The following is a 22,344-nucleotide window of genomic DNA, read 5'->3' as shown; positions in this document are numbered from 1 at the left end:
GTGCACCTTACCTCTGCCCCGGACCGTCGATCCGCGCCGGTCTCGGGGGTGGGGAACCGCTCAGCCGACCAGGTCCACGGGGACGCCCTGCAACGCGACCGGCCGGATGAACCGCCGGATCGCCTCGGTGCCCACCGAGGTGCTCCAGGACGCCGACGTCGCCGGCCACGGCCCGCCGTGCTGCATCGCCTCGACCACGGCGACACCGGTGGGCACGCCGTTCCAGACCACGCGCCCCGCCTTCGCCACGAGCGCGGGCAACAGCGCGCGAGCCGCCTCGCGGTCGGCGTCGCTGGCGTCGTCGGCGATGATCGTCGCGGTCAGCTGGCCCTCCAGCGAGTCGGCGAGCGCCGGGTACTCGGCCGGGTCCGCGCGCACGATCACGGCCGCCGGGCCGAAGTGCTCCTCGCGGTAGTCGCCCGCGAAGTCCTTCGCAGAGATCTGCGCCGCGAACGGCTTGCCGGCACGCTCCTGGTCCGCGCCCGCGCCGGTGATCCGCTCCTGCCAATGCCGGTGCGCGGCGGCCATCCCGTCGGTCAGCATCGGAATCGCGGCGTTGTCCGCGATCAGGACACCGGTCAGGTCGCCGAGCGCCTCGCCCTCGGCCGTCTCCGGCACGAACACCACGCCGGGCTTCGTGCACAGCTGCCCGGCCGAACCGGTCACCGCACCGGCCAGCGTCTCAGCCCACTTCTTCCGGCCCGCCTCGTCGGCGATGGCACCGGGCAGCACGAACACCGGGTTCACGCTCCCCATCTCCGCGTACACCGGGATCGGCTCGGGCCGCGCCGCCGCCGCGTCCATCAGCGCCCGGCCACCGCCGAACGAGCCGGTGAAGCCGACCGCCTTGATCGCGGGGTGCTGCACCAGCTCGATGGAGAGTCTGTTGGGGTCGCCGTCGGTCGACTCGGCGTCCAGGAAGCCGAAGGTGCCATTCGGCGCCCCGGCCCCGGCGACCGCCGTGCCCAGGATCTCCGCGATCCGCCGCGACAACCGGGGCTGCGCGGGATGCCCCTTCACCACCACCGGGCAGCCGGCGGCCAGCGCCGAGGCGGTGTCCCCGCCCGGGACGCCGAAGGCGAACGGGAAGTTGGACGCCGCGAACACCGCGACCGGCCCGAGCGGGACGTCGACGGTGTAGACGTCGGCCCCGCCCAGCGCCGCCCCCGGCGAGCTGCGCCGGGACAGGTGCCGGCCGGCTGCGACGTGGTCACCGTAAAGCCGCAGCTGGCCGGTGGTCCGGGTGACCTCGCCGGCCAGCCGGGCTTCGGTCAGCCCGCTCTCCTGGCCGGCCAGTTCGACGAGCTCCGCGCGCGCCGCTTCCAGGGCGTCGGCGCACGCGTGGAGCAGGTCGCGCCGGCGTTCGGCGCTCCAGGAGCCGTAAGGGCTCGCCGCTGACGCCGCCGCCTGGGCGGCCTGATCCAGTGTCGTGTGATATGTCACCAGACCAGGGTAACCCCGCCGCCGCACTCACCCAAGTCCCGCGGGTTGAGGATCGGCGGCTACTTGGCGGCAGCCGACTGAGCCCAGAAGGCCGTCGAGTCCGACTTCAGCTTGCTGATGAGCTGCTGCGGGGTGAGCTTGCCGACCATGAACGCGACGGACGCGGGCTGGAAGACCGTGGTGTACCACTTGGAGTCGTCGCGCATCAGCGCGTCCTGGTCCGGGAAGACCGTGCGGTTGGTCAGCGCGGTCTGCACCGTGGCCAGCACGCTCGGCGCCGGGATGTCGATGCGCGGCGTCATGTTGCCGGCCTCGGTGGAGATCTTCGACAGCTGGTTCTTGGCCATGAAGTAGAGGATGAACTTCTCGGCGGCGTCGGCGTTCTTGCCGGCCTTGGGGACGGCGAAGCCGAAGAAGTTCACGCCCGCGGAGTCGTCGGAACGCACGCCGCCCACGGCCGGCATCGCCGGGAACACGAAGCTGTCCACGTTCTCCGTGCGCTTGGTCTCACTGGGCACCCAGGTGCCGCCGAGGATGAGCGCGGCCTTCCCGGCGGCCCACGCGTTCTGCTGGTCCTTGCCGTGGGCGCTGGTGGTGCTGGCATCCTCGGTGTTCCAGCCCGGCGCGAAGTCGCCGCCCTTGATCAGCGTTTCGAGCTTCTGCGCGCCGTCGAGCAGCCGGGCGTCGTCCCAGCGGCTGTCCCCCCCGGCCGCGGTCGCGTTCTGCTCCTCGGCGGTGCGCTTGAACTGGCCGGGGCCGAGTTCGCGCTCGAACATCCACTCCACCCAGTACGCGGCGTTGCCCGGGCTGGCGTCCAGGGCCAACGGCGCCTGGCCCTTGGCCTTGATGTCGCCCATCAGGTCCACGAACTGGTCCCAGGTCTGCGGCGGGTTCGCGGACAGCTGCGGGTATTTGGTCTTGTCGAAGAAGACGGCCTCGGAGGCGACCTCGTAGGGCACCATCACCTCGGCGCCGGTCGCGTCGCTCAGCAGCGGCATGTACTTGTCCGGCACGATGTCGCCGAGCAGCTGGTTCTCCCCGGGCACCGGGTGCCGGTACAGGGTCGTCAGGTCGGTGACGCCCACGCCCTCGGCGGCCGCGCCGAGGATGGTGTTGATGCTGCCGTCGGACAGGTCCGGCACCGGCTTGCCGGCCTTGAGCGCGGCGGCGACGTCGTCCAGGACGCCCCGGCCGTGCCACTCCACGGTGACCGTGACCCCGGTGGCGGCCTTGTAGGAGGCCAGCGCCTCCTTGATCACAGTGGCCTGCGGCTCGTTCTCCTTCCACATGGACCAGTACGTGAAGGTCTTCGACCCGCCGGCGGCGGCTCCCGACGACGTGCTGCTTGAGCAAGCAGGAACGGTCGCGGCCATGACGAGCACCGCGGCCGTCACGGCTATGTTCCGCCTCTTATGTCTTCCCCTGGACTGCGATGGCATGACGGCAGGGTACGGCTACCGGGAAAACGCTTACAACGCGGGGCCGCGCCCCCGTTTGAATCCCGGCCACCCGGCGTTCGCCGAGCCCGGCCGGGCGCGGCCGCCGAACCGGCTCAGCCGTCCCCGAAGATCTCTTCCAGCTCCTCGCGGTCGGGCAGTCCCGTCGGCCGGACGGTGGCGCCGCCGCGGACGTAGACGAACGCCGCGGAAACCGCCGAAAGCGGCACCCCGCGCATCTCCGCCCAGGCCAGCCGGTAGACCGCCAGCTGGACCGGGTCCGCGTCGTGCGACCGGGAGGTCTTCCAGTCGACGACTTCCCAACCGTCAGTAGTCTTATATACGGCATCGATGCGTCCGCGCACCACCCGGCCGGCCAGCACCACCTGGAACGGCTGCTCGACGGCGGCCGGCACCGAATCGGCCCATGACGTGCGCAGGAAGGCCTCCTGAAGCTCCTTCAGGTCCACCTCGTCGGCGATCTCCTCGTCGGCGGCACCGGGCAGATCCTCGTACTCGAACAGCGCCTGCTGCCCGAACAGCGACTCGATCCACGCGTGGAACTTGGTGCCCAGCCGGGCCGAGGGCTGCGGCGGCTGCGGCATCGGACGCGCCAGCTCGCGCCGGAACCGCGACGGGTCGGAGCGGTAGCGCAGCAGTTGGGAGGCCGACATCGAGGACGGGAGCGGGGCGTAGCGCTGGATCGCGTCACCCCGCTTGAGCTCCTCGAGCAGGGCTTCGAGGTCGCGGTCCCAGGACGCTATGGCCGCCCGGTCCTCGGCGCAGGCGGCGGTCTCGGCGTCGGGTGCCGCTGGCCCAGGCTGCTCCGGCTGCTCCGGCGGCCGCTGAGCCGGCAGTGCGGCGGCGACCGGCTCGCCGGTCTCATCGATCAGCGCGGGCGGCCCGAAGTCGGCGCCCGGCGCGACGTCCGCCGGACCGCCGGGGCGTCCGTCGGACTGCTCAGCCTCTTGAGGTTCCTCAAGAAACGGCTCCTCGTCCATCGGTTCGCCGTACGCCTCGGCCTGCCGCCGATGGAGCGCCGCGACCACCATTTCGGCGCCGAGCCGACGCCGCTCAGCGGCCTCCGCGTCGGGCAGCACCGGCCAGCGCGCCTCGGTCGCGCCGAGGCTGGGATTCGCCGCGTCCGGGTCCGGTTCGGCGGCCCACGCGACGATCTCGCCGTGACCGTCCTGGCAGTGCTCGTACAGCCCGGAAAGCCAGGTGTCCGGGCCGCGGCGGCGCTTCTGCGTCGGCCCCCACCAGTGGCCCGAGGCGGTCAGGTAGTAGCGCGGCCTGGTGACCGTCACATACTCCAGCCGCAGGTCCTCCCAGGACTCGTACTCCTTGGCCTGTTCCTTGAACGACTTGAACGCGGCGGTGTTACCGGCGTCGTCCAGGACCGGCAGGTGCTCGGCGTCGCCGCGCAACGGGTAGGGCAGCACCGCGCCGGACCCGATCCACGACTCGCGCGGCTTCTGCGCGGCGCCGGCCAGGTGCGGGACGAACACCGCGTCCCACTCCAGGCCCTTCGACTTGTGCATGGTCAGCAGCTTCACCGAGTCGCCCTGCGAGGGCAGCGAGGCGTCGATCCCGCGCTCGTGCCGCTCGGCCGCTTTCAGGTAGGCACGGAAAGCGGTTACTGACTGGTCTCCCTCCAGGTCCTGGAAGTCGGCGGCCCGGCTCAGGAAAGCCGCCAGCGTCTCCGCGGACCGCTGCGCCACCAGTTTCGGCGACGCCGCGACCTCCACGTCCAGGCCGGTCACCGAGATCACCCGGTGCAGCACGTCCAGGACCGGCTCCGACAGCCGTCGGCGCAGGATCCGGATCTCGGCGGCGAACCGGGCGAACCGGACCCGGGCCTGCTCGGAGAACGCCAGGTCGGGTCCCGGATCCGCCATCGCGTCGGACAGCGAGACCACCTCGGTCGGATCCGAGCCGGCGACCGCCTCGGCCAGCCGGTCCCGGCCGGCCCGGTCGGCGAAGTCCGCCGGGTCCCGCACCAGTTCCCGGGCCCGCATCCCGAGCAGCGCCAGGTCCCGCGCCCCGATCCGCCAGCGCGGCCCGGTCAGCAGCCGGACCAGCGAGGCGTTGGCGATCGGCTCGTCCAGCACGTCCAGCATCGCGATCAGATCCGCGACCTCCGGCAGGTGCACCAGCCCGGACAGCCCGACCACCTCGACCGGCAGCCCCTGCGCGTGCATCTCCTCATACAGCGGCGGGATCTGGTTGCCCTTGCGCACCAGCACCGCGATCTCGCGCAGCGCGACCCCGCCCCGGTAGTGCGCGTCGGCGACCATGCGCGCGACCCACTTCACCTCGTCCTCGGCGGTCTCGGTCAGACCGACGCGGGTCCAGCCCTTGTCCGCCTTCTCCTCCGACGGCCGCAGCTGCCGCACCCCGGTGTGCCGTTGCCGCAGCGGGTCCGAGACCACGTTCGCGAACTCCAGCAGATGGCCGCCGCTGCGCCGGTTCTCGCTCAGCGCGTAGCCGCGCGAGCGGGAGCCGTCCGGCTTGGCGAAGTGGTCCGGGAAGTCGTCGAGGTTCGCCACCGAAGCGCCGCGCCAGCCGTAGATGGACTGGCACGGGTCGCCGACCGCCGTCACCGGATGCCCGCCACCGAACAATCCGACCAGCATCCGGCGCTGCGCCACCGACGTGTCCTGGTACTCGTCGAGCAGCACCACCCGGAACTTCTCGCGCTCGATCGCCCCGACCTCCGGCCGCTCCTCGGCCAGCCGGGCGCCGAGCACCATCTGGTCGCCGAAGTCGATCAGGTCGCGCCGCACTTTCAGATCCCGGTAGCGCTCGACCAGCTCGGACAGCTCGACCCGCTGCCTGGCGATCTCGGCGGCCTTCAGGAAGTCGGTGTAGCCGCGCTTCGCCTTGCCGTTCCTGGGGTCCCGGAACGATTCGGCCTGCCCGATGAAGGCTTCCTCGTGCTCGCGCAGCGCCTCCGGGGAGACCAGGTGCTCGGACAGCTCCCCGTCCAGGGCCAGCACCTTGTCGGCGAGGTCGGCGACCTTGCCCTTGAAGTACTTCAGCTCCTTGGGGCCGCGCACCGCGTTGACCGCGAGCTGGTAGCGCGTGGCGTCGGCGAGCAGCCGCGCGGAGGGCTCCAGGCCCAGGCGCAGGCCGTGCTCCTTGATCAGGCGGTCGGCGTAGGCGTGGTAGGTCGAGACGGTCGGCTCCCCCACCGACTCCTCGACATCCGAGTCCGGGTCATCGAGTTCTTCGTCTTCCAGCTTTCGCAGGGCTTTGCGGATGCGCTCCGACAGCTCGGCCGCCGCCTTGTTGGTGAAGGTCAGCCCGAGCACCTGGTGCGGCCCCACCTGCCCGGTCCCGACCAGCCACACCACCCGGGCGGCCATGACGGTCGTCTTCCCCGACCCGGCGCCGGCCACGATGACCGCCGGCTCCAGCGGAGCCGTGATGGCTTCGAGCTGTTCTTCCGTATAAGGAACCCCGAGCAGTGCTTTCAGATCTTCGGTGTCCCGGATCAAAGGAGTTGCTTTCCCTCGGGCTGTTTGGGGCAGCACTTACGGAAGACGCAGGTGCCGCACTGCTTCTCGCCGTAGGCGGCGAAGTTCTCGTCCAGGACCCGCGCCGCCATCTTCGCGAGCTTCTTCTCGATCGGGGTCTCGCCGGGCTGCTCCAGCGAGGGGTCCTGCTCGGCGGTCTTGGGCAGCCCGGCCGAATCGCCCTCGCGCAGGAACACCAGCTCGGCGCCGCCGGACTCGTTCGAGACACCCTGTATCGCGCCCTCGCGCACCACCAGCTGGTAGACCGCGAGCTGCGGGTGCTCCTGGGCCTCGCTCTTGGTCGGCACGTTCTTGCCGGTCTTGAAGTCGACCACGTAGGTCAGCCCGGCCTCGTCGGTCTCCACCCGGTCGAAGGAGCCGCGGATGCGCAGGTCGAAGCCCTCGACGTCGAGCCGCACATCGAAGTCCTGCTCCGAGGAGTGCAGCAGCCGGCCGCGGTCGGTGACGTGCCAGGCCAGGAACCGCTCCAGCGCGGCGCGCGCCTCCTCCTTCTGCTGCGGCGACTGCCACTGCGCCTCGAACGACAGCCGGTCCCAGACCCGGTCCAGCCGCTCCATCAGCACGTCCAGCCGGGCCGGGGTGTCGCCCTTGGCCACCTCGTCGGCCAGCACGTGCACCACGTTGCCGAAGCCCAGCGCGACCGTCTTCTGCTCGTGCGCGGCGGCCTCGTGGTCCAGGAACCAGCGCAGCGAGCACTCGTCTATGGCCGCGACCTGGCTGGCCGACAGCAGCAGCGGCTTGGCCGGGTCGCGGACCGGCTGCTCGGAGTCGGTCTCCTCGACCAGGCCCCACCACTTGTCCGGATGCGCGGACGGCACCAGCGGCCGGCCGTCGTTGGCCTGGGAGTCGGCCAGCCGGGCCAGCCGTTCGGCGGCGGCCTGGCGCAGCTGGTCGGAGCTCTTCGGGTCGGTCAGGACCCGGCGCAGGTCGGCGACCAGGGCCGGGATCGCCAGCGCGCGCTTGCGCAGGCCGGGCAGCGGCTGCACGTCGACGCCGAGTTCGTCCACGAACCGCGAGGGCGACTCGGCCGCGGCGTCGTCGCCGATCAGGGCGCTGTCGACGGCGGTGACCACCAGCCGCTCGCGCGCGCGGGTGGCGGCGACGTAGAAGAGCCGGCGTTCCTCGGCGAGGAGCGTCGCCGCGGTCGGGATCTCCTCCATCGACCGCAGGCCGTTGCGGCCGATCAGGTCGGCCTGGAGCAGCGAACCGCGCAGCCGCAGGTCCGGCCACAGGCCGTCCTGGACCCCGGCGACGATGACGAAGCGCCACTGGAGGCCCTTGGACTTGTGCGCACTCATCAAGCGCACCGCGCCGCCGCGCGAGGACTGCGCGGCCATCGAGTCGCCGGCCAGCTCCTGGGCTTCCAGATCGGCTATGAAGTTGCGGACGCCCCGGCCGGTCGCGCGGTCCTCGGCGCGGGCGGCGTAGTCGAAGAGGACGCAGACCGCGTCCAGGTCGCGGTCGGCCGAGCGGCCGGTGTTGCCGCCGCGCTGTGCGGTGCGTTCCAGGCGCTCCGGCCACTTGGTGGCGCTCCACAGCTCCCACAGCGCCTGCTCGACCGAACCGCCGCCGCGCAGTATCTGGCGGGTGCGGAGCAGAAGCATGCCGAGTTGGTAGGCCGGACGCGCGACGTCCTCTTCCATGGCGATCAGGCGCGCGGGCTCGGCGAGAGCTTCGCGGAGCAGGACCTCGCTGGGGCGGACGCCGGTGACCGTCGCGTCAGTGATCTCCCGGGGCTCCGGCGCGACAGCGTTCTGATTCGCTAAGCGCTCCTCAGCGCGCAGTGCCCGGGCGAGCTTGCGGAGTTCGAACGCGTCCATGCCGCCGAGCGGCCCGGACAGCAGCGAACGCGCGACGTCCGGCGTCAACGCCTCCTCGTTGTCCGCGACCCGCAACGCCTGCAACAGCACCGAGACCGAGGGCTCGGCGGCCAGCGGCAGTTCGTCGCCTGAGGTGTCGACCGGCACCCCGGCCGTGATCAGCGCGCGCCGCAGCGCCGGGATCGACCGGGTCGCGGAGCGGACCAGCACGGCGATCTCGTCCCACGGGATGCCGTCCTCGAGATGCGCGCGCCGCACCAGGTCGACGATGTTGTCCAGCTCGGTGTTCGGGGTCGGGAAGGTGAAGACCTGGAGCGAGCCCTCGATCGGCTGGCCGTCGACCACCGGCCCTTCCGCCGCCAAGTCGCGGTGCTCGCGCACCTTCTCGACCGGCAGCAACGGGATCGGCATGCGCCGGGTCAGCTCGCGCGAGGCCTTCAGCAGCGCGGGGCCGCAGCGGCGGGAGGTGCGCAGCACCGCGGTGTCGGCCGGGGTCCCGTCCATGTTCCGGAACGCCTCGGGGAAGTCCAGGATGCCCCGCACGTCGGCGCCGCGGAACTGGTAGATCGACTGGTCCGGGTCGCCGAAGACCACCAGGTCGGCGCCGTCCCCGGCCAGCGCCTCCAACAGCCGCACCTGGGACGGGTCGGTGTCCTGGTATTCGTCCACGAACACCGCGCGGAAGTCGTGGCGCAGTTCGCGGCGCACGTCCTCCTGCCCGGCCAGCAGCACCGCGCGGTGCACCAGCTCGCCGTAGTCCAGGACGCCCTGGACGTCGAGCACGTCCAGGTACTCCTCGAAGAACGCGGAGGCGGCGTACCAGTCGCCGCGGTCGGCCCGGCGCGCGGCCTGGGCCAGCTCGGTCGGGTCCAGACCCAGCTCCCGGGCCCGGGACAGCACGGTCCGCAACTCCTCGGCGAATCCGCGGGTGGCCAGCGCGGCCCGCAGATCCTGCGGCCACTGGATCCGCTCGCCGAGCGCGCCACCGCCTATCCCGACATCGATGCTGCCGGAGACGAGGTCACGGACGAACACGTCCTGCTCGGGGCCGGACAGCAGCCGGATCGGCTCGGTGAACAGCTCGGGGTCCTGGAAGCGGCGGACCAGTGCGTAACAAAAGGAGTGGAACGTGGTCGCCAGCGGCGCGACGCCGGACATCGGCAGCCGGCGGCCGATGCGGTCACGCAGCTCCGAGGCCGCCTTGCGGCTGAAGGTGAGGATCAGGACCTGGTCGGGGCGAAGGGCCGCGCGATCGGGGTCGGTTTTGGCGATGACGGCTTCGACCAACGTGTGCGTCTTGCCGGTCCCCGGTCCGGCCAGCACCAGCAGCGGCCCGCCGGGATGGTCGACGACGCGGCGCTGCGCCGGGTCCAGCGGGGGTCCGCTGACCTGAGGCGGGGCCTGCGTGTCGAACAATGTTTCGAATCCTTTGCCGGCGGGTATACCCGAGCGATACACCACGGTCCTCTATGACAACACAGACCACCGACCGTCACGCCCCATTCGGCAATGGATCACGCCCGCGCGCCGATCATGCCAGAGCGCGCGAAGGGCCCGCGGGGGTGCCCCCGCGAGCCCGTCATCAGGAGTAGCGCACTCCCGCTATTCGCTGCGCAGTACCTCAGAGATCGACAACCTCGCCGCGGACCGGGCCGGCACCAGTGCCCCGAGCACCGCGATCCCGACGCCGGCCAGGAACATCCAGGCCAGCAGGGGCAGCGTGTAGACGTGCACCATGCTCGGCGCGAGGTCCAGGCCCTGGGTCTGTTCGATCATCGAGACGATCAGCGCGTGCAGGCCGTAGCCCAGCGGCAGTCCGACGATCCCGCCGAGCAGGCCGAGCAGCCCCATCGAGGTCATGACCATCGCCACCACCTGGCGCGGGGTCATGCCCACCGACTTCAGCATGCCCAGGTCGCGGCGACGCTCACGGGTGTTGAGCAAGACGGTGTTGAACACGCCGAGCGCCGCGACCAGGCTGAGCACGATGGTGATGACCGCGGAGAACACCTTCAGCTCGGCGTTCGGGTCCGCGGTGCTGTGGACGCCGACGTTCCAGCCGGGGGCCAGCGCCCGCAGTCTCGCCGCCAGCGCCTGCCGGTCCACACCGGCCGCCGCGTGGACCTCGAAGTGGTCGGCCTGGCGGCCCGGCGAGAGCTGTTGAAGGGTGCTCCAGTCGGCGTAGAACATGCTGTCGCCGCCGGTGATGGTCTCGCCGACGACAACCGCCGTGGCACTGCGGCCGTTCAGCTCGACGGTCAGGACCTGGCCCAGGGACACGTGGTGCCGGTTCAGGAACCGCGCCGGCACCACGACCTGGTCCGGGCCGGCCAGCCAGTGGCCCTTGACCATGGTGAAGCCCATCAGCGCCGAGTCGCCGCCGTAGTACTGGATGTTGACCTCCGTGGTCATCCCCGCCACGCCGACCATGTCGCCGGTCTGGGGCGCCACGCCGTCCACGCCGGGGACACCCCTGATGGCCTTCCCGATCGCGTCCCCCTGCGCGGACGCTCCCTGACTCGTGTCGTATCCGACATCGACCGCCACGGCGCCGACCCGGTCCGAGGCCGCGCTGGTGTCGGTCATGGTGCGGGCCAGGCCGTTGGCGAAGACCACGGTGGTCACCCCGAGCAGCACCGCCGCGAAGGTCAGGGCACTGCGGGCGGGCCGGGCGAACGGCAGCCCCAGCCCCATGCTCACCGAGCGCGGCAGCCGCGAGCCGGCCAGCTTGCGCTGCACCTTCAGGCCCCGGCCGTGTTTGGGCGCCGAACCGGCCGAGATCGCGGCGATCGCCGACATCCCCGCCGCCCGCCGGGCCGGGATGTACGCGGCCAGGGCGACCACCAGCGGCACCCCGATCAGGCAGCCGACCATGACCAGCGGGCTGATCTGCCGCGTCCCGCCGAGCGCGTTGAACGCCTTGTTCATCAGCGGCTCCCCGACGACCACCCCGATCGGCAGCCCGATCACGGTCCCGGCGACCGCGGGCACCGCCATGGTCGCCACGTAGACCCGGACCACCTGGCGCGGGGTGAAGCCGATGGTCTTGTAGACCCCGATGTCCTTGTATCCGGAGACCACGGCCCCGCTGACCACGTTCAGCACGATCAGCACCGCGACCGACACCGCGAGCACGCCGAACGCGATCAGCATCGGCAGCAGGCTCTCCAGCTTGGCCAGCATCTCGGCGCGGGTGGTGCGCCAGGACTGGAAGCCGACGAGGGTGCCGGCCGGCAGGCCCGCGGTCGCGCGGGTCAGCTCGGCCTTGACCTCGGCGTCGGTACCGGACTTCGCGAACCGGTAGAGCATCTGCACGTGGTCCGGGTGCAACGCCGCCATCTGGCTCGGCGCGACCCAGGCGTCGGCGGTGTCCGAGACCGAGAACGCGTAGCCGACGACGGTCAAGGCCGGCAGGCCCGGGCCGGAGACGGTCGCGACGGTCTGTCCCGGCGGCGCCGGCAGCGTCTGGCCGGCCGGCTGGTCCAGCACGATCTCCCCCGGCGCGCTGGGCCAGCGGCCCTGCCACAGCTGGACCCGGTCGACGTCGCCGGGCTGGGGCTGCGGACGTCCCACGACCGTCATCTGCATCGGGCCGCCTATCTCCGGACCCAGATCCAGGCTGACTTGCGCGGCCTGGAACGGACCGGTGGCGCCGGTGACCCCGGCGGCGTGCGCGGTGGCCGCGAGCTGTTGCCCGCTCGCCTTGGCGGCATCGAGGTCGGCCACGGCGTGGGCGCCGTTCTGCTGCCCGAAGGCCTGCTCGAACGGCCCGGTCGAGGCCTGCAACAGCCCCAGGCCGAGCACCGCGCTCATCGCGGACAGCGCGACCACGAGCCCGATGACGAAGGTCTGCACCTTGCGGCGCTTCACGGCGGCGCGCGAGGCCCGCCAGACCGGGCCCTTGGTGATTCGCACGGCGCTCACGCGATCCGCTCCAGCGCGCGCTCGGCCACGATCCGGCCGTCCGCGACCTCGACCAGGCGGCTGGCGCAGCGGGCGGCCAGGCGCGGGTCGTGGGTCACCATCAGCAGGGTCTGCCCGAGCTGGTTCAGGTCGATCAGCAGGTCCATCACCTGCTCGCCGGAGCGGCTGTCCAGCGCGCCGGTCGGCTCGTCGGCCAGCAGCAGGGCCGGCCGGTTCATCAGGGCCCGGGCCACCGCGACCCGCTGGCGCTCGCCGCCGGAGAGCTGCGCCGGGTAGGTGTTCTTCCGGTCGGCGATGCCCAGCTCGCCCAGCAGTTCCAGCGCGCGCCGCCGGGCCTGCCCGGCCGGGACCCCGCGGAGCTGCGCGGCCAGCGCGACGTTGTCCAGCGCCGGCAGGTCGTCGATCAGGTTGAAGAACTGGAAGATCATCCCGATCCGGCGGCGGCGGAACAGGGCCAGGCCGGTCTCGGTGAGCCGGCCCAGGTCCTCGCCGTGCACGACGACCCGCCCGGAGCTGGGCCGGTCCAGGCCGGCCACCAGGTTCAGCAGCGTGGACTTGCCGCAGCCGGAGGGGCCCATGACGGCGACCGCCTCGCCCTGGCGGATGTGCAGGGTCACGCCGTCGAGGGCGGCGGTGTCGCCGAAGTCCTTGCGGACGTCGTCGAGGCGGACGATCGGCCCGGCGGTGTCGGAGATCTCGGCGGGTCCCACGGCCCCGGCGGGCTCCGCGGGCTCGGTCGGCTCGTTGGCGGTAGCGGTCATGTGATCAACGTATGGTGGGGGCGCACCGCGGCGGATCGGTCCGTGGTGGTAATCGTCCGGGCCTGTCATCCTGGGGATGTAGTCATGCTGTGGGTGCTGATGGGGGCGCTGCTGGCGGCGTGCGCGACGGCGGCGTGGCTGGCCGTGCGACTGAGCCGGGAGCGCGCCCGGTACACCCGCGCCATCGGGGAGCGCGGCTGGCTGCTGGAGCGCGAGCGGGAGAGCGCCGCACAGCTGGCGGTGGACGCCGAGCGGGCCCGGATCGCCCGGGAGCTGCACGACATCGTCAGCCACAACGTGAGCATGATGCTGATCCAGGCCGGAGCGGCCCGGCAGGTGCTGGCGGCCGCCCCGGCACCGAACGCGGCAGCTGAGGAAGCCGGCGCATCGGACATCGCCGGGGACGCGTTGCTGGCCGTGGAGAGCGCGGGCCGCGAGACCATGACCGAGCTGCGGCATCTGCTCGGCGTCCTGGCCCCGGCCGCGGACGGCCGCGACGAGGACGGGCCCGCCCTGGCCCCGCAGCCGACCCTGGCGCGGCTCTCAGCGCTCGTCGACAAGATCGCCTTCGCCGGGCTGCCGGTGGACGTGCGGATCTCCGGCGAGCCGCGACCGCTGCCCGGCGGCATCGACTCGACCGCGTACCGGGTCGTGCAGGAGGCGCTGACCAACGCGCTCAAGCACGGCGGCTCGAACGCCGAGCTGACCGTCCGCTACGACGACCGCTATCTGCGGATCGAGGTACTGACCGCCGGCAGCGGCTCGCTGACCGGGCTCGGCGGTGCCGAGTCCGGTGCGGCAGGCACGGCAGGTACGGCTGGCACCTCCGCCGAGTCCGGCACGGTCGGCACGGCTGGCCCGGCTCGCGGCGAGAAGCTGGGCACCGGCCGCGGCCTGCTGGGACTGAAGGAGCGGGTCGCGGTCTACGGCGGCGATCTGGACGCCCGGCGGCGCCTCGGCGGCGGCTTCCGGGTCCGCGCGAAGATACCTTTGGACACGCCCACCCGTCTCCCACCGCCGCCCGTTATGGAGACGCTACGCGTCGCTAGGAACAATCAATGAGCCCCCGAGTCCTGATAGCCGACGACCAAGCCCTGGTCCGCACCGGCTTCCGCCTGATCCTGACCGCCAACGGCATCGAGGTCGCCGGCGAGGCCGCCGACGGGCTGGCGGCGGTCGAGGCGGCCGCCGCGCTGAAGCCCGACGTCGTGCTGATGGACATCCGGATGCCGAACCTGGACGGACTGGCGGCGGCCCGCCGGATCCTGGCCGCCGATCCGCGGATCCGGATCCTGATGCTGACCACCTTCGACCTCGACGAGTACGTCTACGAGGCGCTGGCCGCCGGCGCGTCCGGCTTCCTGTTGAAGGACGTCACGCCCGAACACCTGGTCGCCAGCGTGCGCCTGGTGGACACCGGGGACGCACTGCTGGCGCCGTCGATCACCCGGCGCCTGGTGGCGAAGTTCGCGACCCCGGCCGGCGGCCGGTCCGGAGCCGGGGCCGACACCCGGACCCCGGCGATCCACCGCGATCTGGCCGCGCTGACGCCGCGCGAGCGGGAGATCCTGGCGCTGCTGGGCCGCGGGCTGTCCAACACCGAGCTCGCCGCGCGGCTGGTGCTGTCCGAGGCCACGGTGAAGACGCACGTCGCACACATCTTCACCAAACTCACACTGCGGGACCGGGCGCAGGCTGTGGTGGTCGCCTACGAGACCGGGCTGGTCGCGCCGGGCGACGGGGACTGAGCGTCTCTGCTCCTCTTTCTCCTTGCCTTACTAGGCCTTACTAGAACTGCTCGCGCTACCAGCCCACTAGCCCGCGAAGTCGCTCGGCACCTCGTCCATCGCGCCACCGCCCGCGGACTCGTCCTCCCCGGGCCGCCAACGGGCCCGGTTCATATCGATCCGGCTGCTAGCAGAGTTCGCCTGCTCCCTCGCCCGCTCCGCCTTGAGCGGCGTCCCCTCCTCCCGGTAGTTGGCCAGCGCCTCGCGCTCGTGCCCGGGCAGGAAGCCGCCGTCGCTGCGCACCACCCGCCACCACGGGGACCCGCCGCCGTACTTGGCCATCGCGGTCCCGACCTGCCGCGGCCCGCCCTCGCCGAGCCATTCGGCGACGTCGCCGTAGGCCATCACCCGGCCCGGCGGGATCCGGTCCACCAGCTCGAACACCCGGTCCACGTAGGGAGGCAGTTCGGGTGGTTTGGTCACTTCCATCACTCCTGTCGAGGTAATCCGCCGCGCCGGGGGCAACCCCCTCGTGGGACGATCAACCACAGTCGCCGCACTCACGAGGCGCCAGGGACTATCGTCCTTGTGTCCGGAACGGCGCAAGACGACAACAAGAGCAGAAGACAGGTGGACAGTGGCAGGGGAGCCGGGCACCGCCTCGCCGGCCCGACCGGGTCCGGTCGAGGCCGCCACGCCTGCCGCCACGCTGCCCGCAGCCGGGTCCGGGGGGACGGGTATGTCCCGAGCGTCCGAGAACGAGGATAAGCCCGCCGACAACGACGCCCTCCCCGCGCGCCGTGCCGTGACCCTGCCCGCGCCGATCATCGACGAGCCGCCGGAGCCGCGCCGCATACGCCGCCCGGCCGACCTGCTGCGCGCGGTCGCGAGCTTCGTCTTCATGCTCCTGTTCCTCGGCATCGGGATGGTCGCCGGCGGCACCACCCGCGGCGCCGAGTCGGACATCTCCAAGCTGTCCGCCGAGCAGAAACTCCCGCTGGGCCTGATCCTCGCGGTGACCTCGGTACTGCTGGCGGTGGTGCCGATCGCGCTGGCGATCGACCGGCTCTACCAGCGCGACTCCCGGCGCGTAGTTGACTCCGTTCTGGCCGCGGCGATGGCCTACCTGTCCGCCGTCGGGCTGAACGCCACGGTCTCCTCCTCACACACGCCCAAGGCCATCCGGGACGCGCTGACGCTGCCGACCAACGCCGCGGACAACACCGCGGCGTTCCACATCTACCTGGCCACGGTCGTCGCGTATCTGACGATCATCGGGTTCTCCAACCGGCACAACTTCCAGACCGCGACCTGGATCGCGCTGATCGCCTACGGCGTGGTCACCCTGATCCAGGGCGACGCGACGATCATCAGCCTGGCCGAGACCGTGATGCTGGGCCGGCTGATCGCCTTCGGCTGGCGCTGGGCCCGGGGCGTCATCAACGACCGGCCCACCGGCGAGGCGGTGCACCAGGCGCTGTCGGACGCCGGGCTGGACCCGCTGTCGTGCCGCCGGGTGCCGGCCCACGAGGACGTGCGGCGCTATGTGGTCGCCACCGCCGGGCGCGGCGACGTGGACGCCCTGGTCCTGGACCGCGACCAGCAGGCCGCGGGCCTGGTCTACCGGCTCTACCGGCGGGCCCGGCTGCGCGGCCCGGCCCAGCGCCGCAACCTGCTCTCGCTGCGCCGGATGCTGGAGCAGGAGGCGCTGATGTCGTACGCGGTCACCGCCGCCGGCATCCGCACCCAGCAACTGCTGGCCGTCCGCGACCTCGGGCCGGACACCGGGATGCTCGCCTACCAGATGGTCCCCGGCCGCACGCTGGAGCAGCTGGCGCCCGAGGAGCTGACCGACGGACTGCTCGGCCGGCTCTGGGCCATGCTCGCCGACCTGCACGCGCACCAGCTGGCCCACCGCCGGCTGTCCGCGCACGCGTTCCTGATCGACGACGAGGGCCGGGCCTGGCTCACCGACCTGCGGCTCGGCGAGATCGCCGCCGGCACCCTGTCCCGGCGCCTGGACACCGCCGAGATGCTGACGGTGACCAGCCTGTACTTCGGCTACGAGCGCAGCGTCGCGGCGGCCGTGACCGAACTCGGCGAGGACGACGTGGCCGCGGCGCTGCCGATGCTGCAGCCGGTGATCCTGACCCGCACCACGCGCACGGCGCTGAAGAAGTCGAAGGGGCTGCTGAACAACATCCAGGAAGCGGTTCAGGCGCTGCACCCCTCGGTGGAGCCGGAGCCGGTGAAGCTGGAGAGGTTCAGCCCCCGCACGCTGTTCGCGGTCGGCGGCGCGGCGCTGGCGGCGTACCTGCTGCTGGCGTCGAACTACTCCTGGTCCAGCCTCACCGCGGTGAACTGGTGGTGGACCGGCGCCGCGGCCGTGGCCTCGGTCGCCACGTACTTCGCGGCGGCGATGGCCCTGGACGGCTTCGTCCCGGAGAAGCTGCGCTGGGGCCGCACGGTCCTGTCCCAGGTAGCGGCCTCCTTCGTGACCCTGGTGGCGCCGGCCGCGGTCGGCGGCGTCGCGGTCAACACCCGCTACCTGCAACGCACCGGCCTGCCCACCCGCGCGGCGGTCACGGCGGTCGGCGCCCAGCAGATCATGGGCCTGGTCCAGCACCTGCTCCTGATCCTGATCTTCGGCGTCATCGCCGGCAGCTCCGGCGACAACAGCGGCGGCGGCTCCCACGCCTCCAGCGCGACCCTGATCTCCATCATCTTGGCCCTGGCCCTGCTGGTCCTGCTGATCGCGACGATCCCCCAGCTCCGCCGCTTCGCCGTGAACCGACTCCGCCCCCTGGTGGCCGGCGTCCTCCCCCGGCTGATGGACGTGGCGCAGAACCCGATCAAACTGGCCACCGGCCTCGGCGGCACCGTGATCCTGTCCCTGCTCTACAGCTTCACCCTCTGGGCCTCGATCCAGGCCGCCGCCACCGACGACCGGGCAGCCAAAGTCAACTTCGCCGTCGTGGCCTTCATCTTCCTCACCGCCCAAGCCGCCGGCTCGATCGTCCCCACCCCCGGCGGCGTGGGCGGCGTCGAAGGCGCCCTGATCGGCGCCCTGACCACCTTCGGCCACCTGGACACCGGCCTGGCCACCACGGCCGTGCTGCTGTTCCGGCTGATGACGTTCTGGCTCCCGGTACTGCCCGGCTGGTTCGCGTACAACTACATGACCAGGCGCGGGGAGCTGTAGCCCTCACCCGATGGTGGGATTCGGGTTGAGGCGCGGGGACGGAAGCGGGCATACTGGCCTGGTTGAACCAGCCGCGCCCACGAAGGGCCGGAAGTGAGGCAGGGAACCCCCAGACGGAAGTCGGGAGCCCTGCCTCGCGTCGTTCACGGCTCTTCCACCTCGACGACGCGGCAGCTGTCGGCGATCGCCGACCAGCGATCACACGTACCGTTCAGCCACCACATGAACGCCCCGGCGACACAATCAGCGAGCCACAACGCGGGTTCCTCGCTCTTGCGCAAGAAGTCGACTCGAACCTGCGCCCCCTCCCTGCCATACCGGCGCCACGACCGGATCACCCGCAAGTCGTTCACATCCTGGGCCTGACGCGACTCGAACAGAACTCGGTCCACAGCCAGTCGGCGCAGTTCAGCCAGAAGTACCGACAGACAGAGCCGGCGCGCCCGTTCGGCGGAGATCTCCGGCCGATGCATGAGGACTGTGACCACCCCGTCTATCGGCAGCTCCGCGATCGCGCCGGCGATGACCGGCAAGCGCCGATCCGATTCCGCGTGCCAATGGATGATCTGCGTCTTTCCGTAACGCAGCCTTCGAAGGGCTTCACGAACGTCGTCTAACTGGTCGTCTGCCACGAGAACCGCGACCAGTGTGTAGACACAGGCAGCCTCGCCCCGACGCCTGCGCATACTCTCATCCACATAAGCGGTCAGCACCACGCCGATCAGCGTATTGACCCACAAACAATCCGACCGCCGCCCCAAGCGTGGGGCAGCGGTCGGATTCACTCAAAATAGCGACTACAAGCGACTACTAGTACGTCGGCTTCTCCGGCTCGATCTGGTTCACCCAAGCCAGCACCCCGCCGCCGACGTGCACCGCGTCCTTGTACCCGGCCGCGTGCACCACGGCCAGGGCCTCGGCCGAGCGGACGCCGCTCTTGCAGTGCAGGACGATGCGCTTGGTCGGGTCCAGCTTCTCCAGGGCGCCGCCCATCAGGAACTCGCCCTTGGGGATCAGGGTGGAGCCGGGGATGTTGACGATCTCGTACTCGTTCGGCTCGCGGACGTCGATCAGCTGGATCTTCTCGTCGGTGTCCAGCCACTCCTTGAGCTGCGTCACGGTGATCGTCGAGTCCATCGCCGCGTCGGCCGCCTCCTCGGAGATGGCGCCGCAGAAGGCCTCGTAGTCGATCAGCTCGGTGACGGTCGGGTGGTCGCCGCAGATCGCGCAGTCCGGGTCCTTGCGGACCTTGACCTGGCGGTAGGTCATCTCCAGGGCGTCGTAGATCATCAGGCGGCCGACCAGCGGTTCGCCGATGCCGGTCAGCAACTTGATGGCCTCGGTGACCTGGATCGAGCCGATCGAGGCGCACAGCACGCCCAGCACGCCGCCCTCGGCGCAGCTGGGGACCATGCCCGGCGGCGGGGGCTCGGGGTACAGGCAGCGGTAGCAGGGGCCGTACTCGGACCAGAAGACCGAGGCCTGGCCGTCGAACCGGTAGATCGAGCCCCAGACGTACGGCTTGTTCAGCAGCACGCAGGCGTCGTTGACCAGGTAGCGGGTCGCGAAGTTGTCCGTGCCGTCGACGATCAGGTCGTACTGCGCGAACAGCTCCATCACGTTCGTGGAGTCCAACCGCTCCTCGTGCAGGTTTACCTGCACCAGCGGGTTGATCTCCTTGATCGAGTCGCGGGCGGACTCGGCCTTGGAGCGGCCGATGTCGCTCTGCCCGTGGATGACCTGGCGCTGGAGGTTGGACTCGTCGACGACGTCGAACTCGACGATGCCCAGCGTGCCCACGCCGGCCGCGGCCAGGTACAGCAGCGTCGGGGAGCCCAGGCCGCCGGCGCCGACGCACAGCACCTTGGCGTTCTTCAGCCGCTTCTGGCCGTCCATGCCGACGTCGGGGATGATCAGGTGGCGCGAATAGCGGCGCACCTCTTCCACGGTCAGTTCCGCGGCCGGCTCGACCAGCGGGGGTAGGTTGCTCACAACATCTCCCAGAGAAGTCTTCGAGGCGCCTGGGGGTAATCCGCGGCATTCAACGACAACCGTCGCATGCCCGGCCCGATTCCCGGGCCCGTCGTCCACTTTCCGAGACCGCGGCCGGACCGCATCGGCCGGTACCCAGACCTGCGCCTCCCCGTCGCGCGCCCCGCGAACGCCCGATCCGCGACCGTCCGGGCTGAAACAACCTACTCGCGCGTAGACTGCTGACCATGACCACTACCGACGCCGCCTACGCGGACACCGGCCCGTCCCGGCAACGGTCCGCCAGGCTGCCTCGGAGCGCCCGCCGCAACCAACTCCTGGGCGCCGCGGAAGAGGTCTTCGTCGCGCAGGGCTACCACGCCGCCGCGATGGACGACATCGCCGAACGCGCCGGGGTCAGCAAGCCGGTGCTCTACCAGCACTTCCCGGGCAAGCTCGAGCTCTACCTGGCGCTGCTGGACAAGCACTGCGACGCGCTGGTCTCGCAGGTGCGCGGGGCCCTGGACTCCACCAGCGACAACAAACTGCGGGTGGCGGCCACCATCGGCGCCTACTTCGACTACGTCGAGCACGAGAGCGGCGCCTTCCGGCTGGTCTTCGAGTCGGACCTGAACAACGAGGCCGCGGTCCGCGAGCGCACCCACCGCGTCACCCAGGAGTGCGCCGAGGCGATCCGCGACGTCATCGCCACCGACACCGGCCTGTCGGACGAGGAATCGATGCTGCTGGCCGTCGGGCTGACCGGGATCGCGCACGTCACCGCCCGGTACTGGCTCTCCAGCGAGGGCGGCCGGATCCCCCGGGACGCCGCGGCGCGGATCGTGTCGCAGCTGGCGTGGCGCGGTATCGGGAACTTCCCGCGCAAGGATTCTGTCTAGATAGCTGGCACGCTTGGACCATCGGCGAACACTCGCCGATCCCCGGCATGGCCGCTACGAGCACTCGAGCACCTAAGGAAGCCTTCGTGGAAATCAAGATCGGCATCCAGCACACGGCCCGTGAGCTGAACCTGGAGTCCAACCTGTCCGCCGAAGAAGTGGAGGCGGCGGTGGCCGCCGCGCTCAAGGACGGCGGCGTGCTGGCCCTGACCGACGACAAGGACCGCAAGGTCCTGGTGCCGGGCGAGAAGATCGCCTATGTCGAGCTGGGCGAGCCGACCGGACGCAAGGTCGGTTTCGGGGCGATCTGACCCGATTCGGGAGTTGACAGTGGGGTAAAAGGGACGCATGTCCTTTTTCACACTGCTCTGGCTGGCGGCCCTGGGGCTGGGCATCGGCGCCCTGGGCCGCGCCGTCGTCAAGAAAGGCAGCCCGATGGCGACCTGGATGACGACGGTGGTCGGCGTGATCGGGGCCGTCGGCGGCGGATCCATCATCCACGCGATCCTCGGCAACGGGCACACCTTCGTGGCCACCCTGCTCGGCGTCGCCCTGGCCGCCCTGCTGGTCATGGCCATCACCAGTTGGCAGCGGACCAGGGGCGAGGACTCCTGAACCCGCCGATCGGACACGCCGCTCCCCCGAGCGGCGTTTTTCACGCGCCGACTCGCCGACGCGGCCGCCGGGCCGCGGCCTTCGGACCGCGCGCGCTGAACCTCAAATTCCGACCTCAAGTACTCCGGCCCCAATTACCCAGCCTCGAGAAGTGCCGGCCTCGAACGCTGACGCCGAAGCGCCAACCCTTGGGCAGCAGGGCCGCGAGTACCGAGCCTCAAGCCCTGAGTCTCAAGCCCTGAACCTCAAGCACTGAGTCCGAGCGTCGCCATCCGCGCCCCGTGCGCCTCGGTCAGCCGGGTCAGCATCTTCCCGACCTCGGCCAGGTCGACCGTGGTGTCGCAGTCCGGCGCGGCCAGCATCCCGGCCAGCAGCGCCGCGAGCGCCGCGCGCCGGGCCGCGATGTGCTGCGCCTGCGTCAGCGCCTCGCCCATGATCCGGCGGCCCCACAACGCCAGCCGCCCGGCGATCTTCGGGTCCGCGTCGATGGCCGCCCGCACGTGCTCCACGACGAACGCGCTGTGTCCCAGATCCTCCAGCACGCCCTCGACCACGGCGCGCGAGGCCGGGTCCAGGTGCCGCGCCGCCTCGCGATAGAAATCCGCGGTGAGCGTGTCGCCGATATAGGCCTTGACCAGCGACTCCAGCCACCCCGACGGCTTGGTGTGCTCATGGAAGGCGTCCACCGGCCCGGCGAACGGCACCATCGCCTCGGTCGGGTCCGCGCCGAGCTCCGCCAGCCGGTCCCGGACCCGCCGGAAGTGGTCGAACTCCGCCGCCGCCATGCCCGCGACCTGCGCTTTACCGTCGAGCGTGGGGGCCAGGGCGGAGTCGGCGGCCAGCCGCTCGAAGGCCGTGAGCTCTCCGTAGGCGACCAGCCCCAGGAAGTCGGTGAGGGCTACCTCGTAGGACATGGCTGTCGCCGGAGAAGTCATAGGGGCAGTTTATTCAGGTCTTTTCCGTCGGGTACACTGTCTGTGACTAGCAGGATGCCCGGTCGGTGGCCC

General features: G+C 71.3%; 16 protein-coding genes. 6 read left to right on the top strand and 10 right to left on the bottom strand.

Annotation, left to right across the window (positions count from 1 at the left end; translation table 11 throughout):
- Nucleotides 1-60 precede the first annotated feature (60 nt).
- The 6 genes from IZR01_RS00270 to IZR01_RS00245 form a co-directional block, all read right to left on the bottom strand.
- Nucleotides 61-1,443: an aldehyde dehydrogenase family protein gene (locus IZR01_RS00270; protein ID WP_323746861.1), complete on the bottom strand. Its 1,383-nt coding sequence runs from the start codon at nucleotides 1,441-1,443 to the stop codon at nucleotides 61-63.
- A gap of 59 nt (nucleotides 1,444-1,502) precedes the next feature.
- The gene (locus tag IZR01_RS00265) at nucleotides 1,503-2,837 is read right to left on the bottom strand and encodes an ABC transporter substrate-binding protein (RefSeq protein WP_194922461.1); all 1,335 of its coding nucleotides are present in this window, start codon (nucleotides 2,835-2,837) and stop codon (nucleotides 1,503-1,505) included.
- Between the two features lie 158 nt (nucleotides 2,838-2,995).
- Nucleotides 2,996-6,379, bottom strand: coding sequence for an ATP-dependent helicase (locus IZR01_RS00260; RefSeq protein ID WP_194922460.1), 3,384 nt, complete (start codon nucleotides 6,377-6,379; stop codon nucleotides 2,996-2,998).
- Nucleotides 6,376-9,654, bottom strand: a complete 3,279-nt coding sequence (locus IZR01_RS00255; RefSeq protein WP_228553667.1) for an ATP-dependent helicase — start codon at nucleotides 9,652-9,654, stop codon at nucleotides 6,376-6,378. The genes IZR01_RS00260 and IZR01_RS00255 overlap by 4 nt, the downstream gene beginning before the upstream one ends.
- 186 nt (nucleotides 9,655-9,840) lie before the next feature.
- Nucleotides 9,841-12,162, bottom strand: a complete 2,322-nt coding sequence (locus IZR01_RS00250) for an ABC transporter permease (RefSeq protein ID WP_194922459.1) — start codon at nucleotides 12,160-12,162, stop codon at nucleotides 9,841-9,843.
- On the bottom strand, nucleotides 12,159-12,923 hold the full coding sequence (locus IZR01_RS00245) for an ABC transporter ATP-binding protein (RefSeq protein WP_194891091.1): 765 nt from the start codon (nucleotides 12,921-12,923) through the stop codon (nucleotides 12,159-12,161). The genes IZR01_RS00250 and IZR01_RS00245 overlap by 4 nt, the downstream gene beginning before the upstream one ends.
- 84 nt (nucleotides 12,924-13,007) lie before the next feature.
- On the opposite strand from IZR01_RS00245, the gene IZR01_RS00240 reads away from it, so the two are divergent.
- Both IZR01_RS00240 and IZR01_RS00235 read left to right on the top strand, forming a co-directional pair.
- A complete protein-coding gene (locus IZR01_RS00240; RefSeq protein WP_194922458.1) occupies nucleotides 13,008-13,985 on the top strand; it encodes a sensor histidine kinase in 978 nt (325 codons plus the stop codon).
- Nucleotides 13,982-14,671, top strand: coding sequence for a response regulator (locus tag IZR01_RS00235; RefSeq protein ID WP_194891093.1), 690 nt, complete (start codon nucleotides 13,982-13,984; stop codon nucleotides 14,669-14,671). The genes IZR01_RS00240 and IZR01_RS00235 overlap by 4 nt, the downstream gene beginning before the upstream one ends.
- Before the next feature lie 66 nt (nucleotides 14,672-14,737).
- Here IZR01_RS00235 and IZR01_RS00230 read toward each other — a convergent pair whose 3' ends face one another.
- Nucleotides 14,738-15,139 (bottom strand): MGMT family protein, encoded by a 402-nt coding sequence (locus IZR01_RS00230; RefSeq protein WP_194922457.1) that lies wholly within the window; start codon nucleotides 15,137-15,139, stop codon nucleotides 14,738-14,740.
- 250 nt (nucleotides 15,140-15,389) lie between these two features.
- On the opposite strand from IZR01_RS00230, the gene IZR01_RS00225 reads away from it, so the two are divergent.
- A complete protein-coding gene (locus IZR01_RS00225) occupies nucleotides 15,390-17,852 on the top strand; it encodes a lysylphosphatidylglycerol synthase transmembrane domain-containing protein (protein WP_194891095.1) in 2,463 nt (820 codons plus the stop codon).
- A 143-nt stretch (nucleotides 17,853-17,995) separates the two neighbouring features.
- On the opposite strand, the gene IZR01_RS00220 is transcribed toward IZR01_RS00225, so the two are convergent.
- Both IZR01_RS00220 and moeZ read right to left on the bottom strand, forming a co-directional pair.
- Nucleotides 17,996-18,568 carry a hypothetical protein gene (locus IZR01_RS00220; RefSeq protein ID WP_194922456.1) on the bottom strand — a complete coding sequence of 191 codons (573 nt, stop codon included), beginning with the start codon at nucleotides 18,566-18,568 and terminating at the stop codon, nucleotides 17,996-17,998.
- 94 nt (nucleotides 18,569-18,662) lie between these two features.
- Nucleotides 18,663-19,844, bottom strand: a complete 1,182-nt coding sequence (moeZ, locus tag IZR01_RS00215) for an adenylyltransferase/sulfurtransferase MoeZ (protein ID WP_194891097.1) — start codon at nucleotides 19,842-19,844, stop codon at nucleotides 18,663-18,665.
- 227 nt (nucleotides 19,845-20,071) lie between these two features.
- Here moeZ and IZR01_RS00210 point away from each other — a divergent pair, with 227 nt between their 5' ends.
- From IZR01_RS00210 to IZR01_RS00200, 3 genes are all read left to right on the top strand, one after another.
- On the top strand, nucleotides 20,072-20,722 hold the full coding sequence (locus IZR01_RS00210; protein ID WP_194891098.1) for a TetR/AcrR family transcriptional regulator: 651 nt from the start codon (nucleotides 20,072-20,074) through the stop codon (nucleotides 20,720-20,722).
- Nucleotides 20,723-20,808: 86 nt separating this feature from the next.
- Nucleotides 20,809-21,033 carry a DUF3107 domain-containing protein gene (locus tag IZR01_RS00205; protein WP_194891099.1) on the top strand — a complete coding sequence of 75 codons (225 nt, stop codon included), beginning with the start codon at nucleotides 20,809-20,811 and terminating at the stop codon, nucleotides 21,031-21,033.
- Between the two features lie 37 nt (nucleotides 21,034-21,070).
- Nucleotides 21,071-21,337, top strand: coding sequence for a hypothetical protein (locus tag IZR01_RS00200; RefSeq protein ID WP_194891100.1), 267 nt, complete (start codon nucleotides 21,071-21,073; stop codon nucleotides 21,335-21,337).
- 245 nt (nucleotides 21,338-21,582) lie between these two features.
- On the opposite strand, the gene IZR01_RS00195 is transcribed toward IZR01_RS00200, so the two are convergent.
- A complete protein-coding gene (locus IZR01_RS00195; RefSeq protein WP_228553669.1) occupies nucleotides 21,583-22,272 on the bottom strand; it encodes a ferritin-like fold-containing protein in 690 nt (229 codons plus the stop codon).
- Nucleotides 22,273-22,344 lie beyond the last annotated feature (72 nt).

The sequence above is a fragment of the Catenulispora pinisilvae genome (genome assembly GCF_015356865.1).
Classification (GTDB): domain Bacteria; phylum Actinomycetota; class Actinomycetes; order Streptomycetales; family Catenulisporaceae; genus Catenulispora; species Catenulispora pinisilvae.
Note: the sequence above shows the minus strand (reverse complement) of the source record. Positions and strands in the feature narration are given on the sequence as shown.